Source organism: Nitrospirota bacterium (assembly GCA_040755395.1).
Lineage (GTDB): Bacteria > Nitrospirota > Nitrospiria > Nitrospirales > Nitrospiraceae > DATLZU01.
The window spans coordinates 1-4674 of record JBFMAX010000032.1 but is presented as its reverse complement, the minus strand read 5'-3'; the positions used below and the strand labels follow the sequence as shown (position 1 = coordinate 4674).

Here is a 4674-nt window from a genome sequence, read left to right as displayed (position 1 = left end):
GGGCATCGTGCCGGAAAACGCCTTGGCGCGGCGCTTTCGCGACGAACAGGGGCGGCTCAACCAGAAAATCGCCCAGCTCGCCGACCGCGTCACCCTCATCGCCGCAGGATTGCCGCTGCAGCTCAAATAAAAACCGGCGGTTTCCCGCCGGACGAGAGGTGCAGCATGCAAGCAATCGTCATTTCGCGCCGTTCGTCTCCTGCGCCTCATGCCAGAGCGCATTGACGACGGCGAGCAATACGGCCATGGCTAGGCCCAGGATCCAAGCGAAATACCACATGGCGATCTCCTCAATAAAGCATTTTGTCGTTGGCGGCGATGTATTGCTCATCCAGCTTGCCGCGCATCACCCGATAGCCCCAGCCGGTATAGGCGAGCACGAGCGGCGTGAAGATCAACGCCACCCAGAACATCACGTTGAGCGTGTAGGCGCTCGAAGTCACGTCCCAGGCGGTCAGGCTGTGGTTGGGCTGGCTGCTCGAGGGCATCACGAAGGGGAACATCGCCGCACCGGTAGTGAAGATCACCCCGGCGCAGGCAACGGAGGAGGCAACGAATGAGAGGAGCGTCTTGCCGGCGCGCACCAGCCAAACGGCGAGAAGCGCTCCGCCAATGCCCAAGAGAGGGGCCAGCCACAGCAGCGGCCACTGCCTGAAGTTGGCAAGCCAAGCGCCTTTTTCGATCGCGACCTCCTTCATCAGCGGGTTGAGGACGGCATTGGGATCGAGCGCGCTCTTCACCACGTAGCCCGGCATCATCGCCACGAAAACGCCGGCCAGGGCAAAACCCGCGGCAACGACGACGCCCGCGACGGTCACCGCCTTCACGCTGCGCCGCTGCAGCTCTCCGCTGGTGCGGTGGGCCAGAAAGGTTGCGCCTTGCAACACGAGCAGCATCAGGCTGACGATGCCGCACAAAAGGGCAAACGGGTTGAGTACGAGCGCCCAGAACGAGCCGGTGTAGTAGGAACGCAGGCTGTCGTCGAACTGGAACGGCACGCCTTGCAGCAGATTGCCGAAAGCCACGCCGAAGACCAGCGCCGGAATCGCGCTGCCGGCGAACAAGCCCCAATCCCAGGCGGTACGCCAGCGGGAATCAGCGATCTTGGAACGGTAATCGAAGCCGGTCGGGCGGAAGAACAGCGCAAAGAGCACCAGCAACAGCGCCCAGTAAAGACCCGAGAAAGCCGTGGCATACACCACCGGCCAGGCGGCGAAAATCGCCCCGCCGCCGGTGATGAACCACACCTGGTTGCCATCCCAGTGCGGCGCCACGCTATTGATCATGATGCGTCGCTCGGCATCGTTCTTGCCCAGAAAGGGCAGCAGCGTGCCAACCCCCATGTCGTGACCGTCCATGATCGCGAAGCCAATGAGCAACACGCCCACCAGCAGCCACCAGATCAATTTCAGCGTCGCGTAATCGAACATCTTCCATTCTCCTTTCAGGCGGTTGCAGCAGAAGCCGACACGGTTTCCGGCTTGCCGAGCGAGGCATAAGGACCCAGCTTCGCGTACTTGATCATCAGGTAGAGCTCGGCAATGAGCAGCAAGGTATAAAAGCCGACGAATCCGGCCAGCGAGCCCCAAAGGTTGGCGGAGGTCAGCGTCGAGGCGGAAAGGTGGGTCGGTAACAGGCCATGCACCGTCCACGGCTGCCGACCATATTCGGCGACGAACCAGCCGGCATGTGCCGCCAGCCAGGGCAACGGCAGCGTGTAGAGGGCCCACTTGAGCAGCCAGGGTTTGTCGGTGAAAGTGTCTTTGGCGGCATGCCAAATGGCGGTAACGAAGAGAGCCAGCATCAGCAAGGCGGCCAGCACCATGAAGCGGAAAGTCCAAAAGAGCGGCGCCACCTTCGGCACCGAATCGTGCGCCGCCTGGGCGATCATTTCCGGCGTGACTTGGCCCATGTCCTCGGTGTATTTCTTCAGCAGCAGACCATAGCCGAGGTCGGCCTGGTGCCGTTGGAATTGCTCGCGCATGGCCCCATCCTGCGGATTCTTGCGCAACGCCTCGAGCGCGACGAGCGCCTGGATTCCCGACTCGATGCGCGCCTTGTTCTGCTCGCGAATCTCGCGGATGCCCGGGAGGGTCTCACTGGTCGAACGCGTGGCAAGGAGGCCCAGCACATAGGGAATGCGGATCGCCCAACGGTTGGTTTGCTTTTCCTCATCGATGCCGGCGATCACGTTGAAACCCGCCGGCGCCGGTTCCGTCTCCCACATGGCCTCGAGGGCGGCGAGCTTGGACTTTTGCGCCTCGGAAACGGCATAGCCAGATTCGTCGCCAAGCACGATCACCGAAGCCGCGCCAGCGAGACCAAAGGCGGCCGCCACCCGGAACGACCGTTTGGCAAACTCGATGTGCCGCCCTTTGAGCAGATACCATGAGGAAATTGCCAGCACGAAAACCGCGCCGGTGACATAACCGGCCGAGACGGTATGGACGAACTTCGCCTGGGCGGCCGGGTTGAAGACGATCGCCCAGAAATCGTTGAGCTCCATGCGCATCGTCACCGGATTGAAGGTGGCACCCACCGGCTCTTGCATCCAGCCATTGGCGATCAGGATCAGCACGGCCGACAGATTGGTGCCGAGCGCCATCAACATCGTGACCATGAGATGGCCGACCTTTGAGAGTCGCTGCCAGCCGAAGAAGAAGAGGCCGAGCATGGTCGATTCGAGGAAGAAGGCGGCCAAACCCTCGATCGCCAGCGGCGCGCCGAAGATGTCACCGACGTAGTGCGAGTAATAGGCCCAGTTGGTGCCGAACTGGAATTCCATCGTCAGGCCCGTGGACACCCCCAGCGCAAAGTTGATGCCGAAGAGCTTGCCCCAAAACTTCGTCATGTCGCGCCAGATTTCCTTGCCGGAAAGCACGTAGGCAGACTCCATGATCACCAAAAGCCAGGAGAGGCCCAGGGTGAGGGGCACGAACAGGAAGTGGTACATCGCAGTGGCAGCGAATTGCAACCGCGCGAGGTCAACGGCGGTGGGATCGATCATCGTTGCTATCCTCCTTGCTTGATTGGGAAATGGGGGAGGTGACGAGGCGTTGCGCCATGCCATCACCGTCGATCTTCTTTTTCTGCGGGAGAACGAAGGCGCTCCACAGGCCGACGAGTGCGATTGCCTTGATCAGCAGGGCGGCAAGGATGTGGCGGGCCAAGGGAGAGGAAAAAAGCGGCTTCATCGTCATGCAGACCTTGATTCAGGCCGCGCATGCTAATCGGGTCGTCTGCAGGCCACAATGCGGTTTGATGACGCGCGACAGGGAACCGCGCGGCAACGCGTCGCATTCAGCGGCGGGCGTGCTTTTTGAGTTTGCGCTGCAGGCTGCGCCGCTCGAGCCCTAGGAAACGGGCGGTGGCGGAGATATTGCCGTCGTGACGAACGAGCGCCCAGCAAAGTCTTTCCCATTCGAGCTGGGGGCAGCTCAACACATCCTTCGCCACCTGAACCGTTGCGTCCGCAACCTCTCTGGAAAATGCGGCGAGCACTTCATCGACCGAGGCCGGCTTGGCCAGATAATGCACCGCACCGCAGCGGATCGCCTCGGTCGCCGTCGCGAGGCTGGCATAGGCCGTGAGCAATACGATGCGCAAGTGCGGATGGGCCGCGCGCAATCGCGTCAGAAGATGCAGGCCAGAGATCGGCCGACCGAGATTCAGATCGAGCACGACACGATCGATCGCAGGTTCCTCCTGCACCGTTGACAGGGCGCTGGCTTCGTCATGCGCGACGTGTACGCAAAGGCCACGACGACGCAAGGCCCGCGCCATGACGCTGCAAAAGTCCTGGTTGTCATCGACGATGAGAATCCCACGAGCGGCATCGTGCCCTCTGTGCGCTCTTTGCGTGAGCGGATTTTTTTCCGGGCTGGTTTCGGTTTTGTCAAACATGACAATGATCGTAATCAATTTTGGCGCCGAAGCTGCGCGACAAATCGTCGCTGTGAATCTGGTCAGCCGCATGCGATCAGCTTCACCCTCACCCAGCCGCGCACGCTGTTGATGAACCACAGCGCATCGGCGCGCGCGAGGTCTGCGATGCGCAGGCGCCGTTCAACGATCTCGCCGCGCGCCAGCAGCTCGGCGCGCAGCACACCGGGCAACAGGCCGGCTGCGACGGGGGGCGTCAAACGCTCGCCATCCAGTTCGACGACGACATTGCCGCGGGTGAATTCGGTGATCTCGCCCCGTGCATTCCACAGCAGCGTATCGAACACGCCCGGCGGCGGGCTGAAGGGCGCATAGGCGGAACGCTCGGTGGTCTTGTGACAGAGGAACTCGGGCTCGGCGACGATCGGCCGGCTGGCGAGCACGACCGTCGCCTCTTGCGGCGTCGGCGCCAAGGGAAACGCCTCGCTTTGCAACCGCCCCTGACGATCGAGCAGCAGCCGCACCCGCCACCGTCCCACCGGGTGTGCGGCGGCGAGCGCCTCGAGATGCCGCAGCACGCGCGCTCGCTCGCAGGGAAAGCCGAAATGCTCGGCGCTCGCGCTGAGCCGCGCGAGATGGCCTTCGAGCAGAACGAACGCGCCGTCATCGAGCGCCAAGGTTTCCAGCAGAGCGAAGCCTGCCGTCGCGCGCAGCAGGAAACGGCGCTTGGCGAGCCATTCGGCATATTCGGCCTCTGCTTGGGAATCCGAGACGATGCCGCTGCCGATGCCG

7 protein-coding genes are annotated in these 4674 nt (G+C 62.5%); 1 reads left to right on the top strand and 6 read right to left on the bottom strand.

The genetic code is table 11. The annotated features are described in order from the left end of the window. Positions 1–130 (top strand): bifunctional adenosylcobinamide kinase/adenosylcobinamide-phosphate guanylyltransferase (locus AB1555_19875; protein ID MEW6248937.1); only part of this gene is annotated, 130 nt, incomplete at its 5' end. A 48-nt stretch (positions 131–178) separates the two neighbouring features. Here AB1555_19875 and cydX read toward each other — a convergent pair. The 6 genes from cydX to AB1555_19845 all read right to left on the bottom strand — a co-directional run. After that, the gene (cydX, locus tag AB1555_19870) at positions 179–280 is read right to left on the bottom strand and encodes a cytochrome bd-I oxidase subunit CydX (GenBank protein ID MEW6248936.1); all 102 of its coding nucleotides are present in this window, start codon (positions 278–280) and stop codon (positions 179–181) included. Between the two features lie 10 nt (positions 281–290). Further along, positions 291–1430 (bottom strand): cytochrome d ubiquinol oxidase subunit II, encoded by a 1140-nt coding sequence (gene cydB, locus AB1555_19865; protein ID MEW6248935.1) that lies wholly within the window; start codon positions 1428–1430, stop codon positions 291–293. 14 nt (positions 1431–1444) lie between these two features. Beyond that, positions 1445–3007, bottom strand: a complete 1563-nt coding sequence (locus tag AB1555_19860; GenBank protein MEW6248934.1) for a cytochrome ubiquinol oxidase subunit I — start codon at positions 3005–3007, stop codon at positions 1445–1447. Then, positions 2985–3200: a cytochrome oxidase putative small subunit CydP gene (gene cydP / locus AB1555_19855; protein ID MEW6248933.1), complete on the bottom strand. Its 216-nt coding sequence runs from the start codon at positions 3198–3200 to the stop codon at positions 2985–2987. The genes AB1555_19860 and cydP overlap by 23 nt, the downstream gene beginning before the upstream one ends. Before the next feature lie 100 nt (positions 3201–3300). Further along, the gene (locus AB1555_19850) at positions 3301–3903 is read right to left on the bottom strand and encodes a response regulator (protein ID MEW6248932.1); all 603 of its coding nucleotides are present in this window, start codon (positions 3901–3903) and stop codon (positions 3301–3303) included. 62 nt (positions 3904–3965) lie between these two features. Continuing rightward, positions 3966–4674, bottom strand: a 709-nt coding sequence (locus tag AB1555_19845; GenBank protein ID MEW6248931.1) for an aminotransferase class IV, incomplete at its 5' end; no start/stop codon positions are given.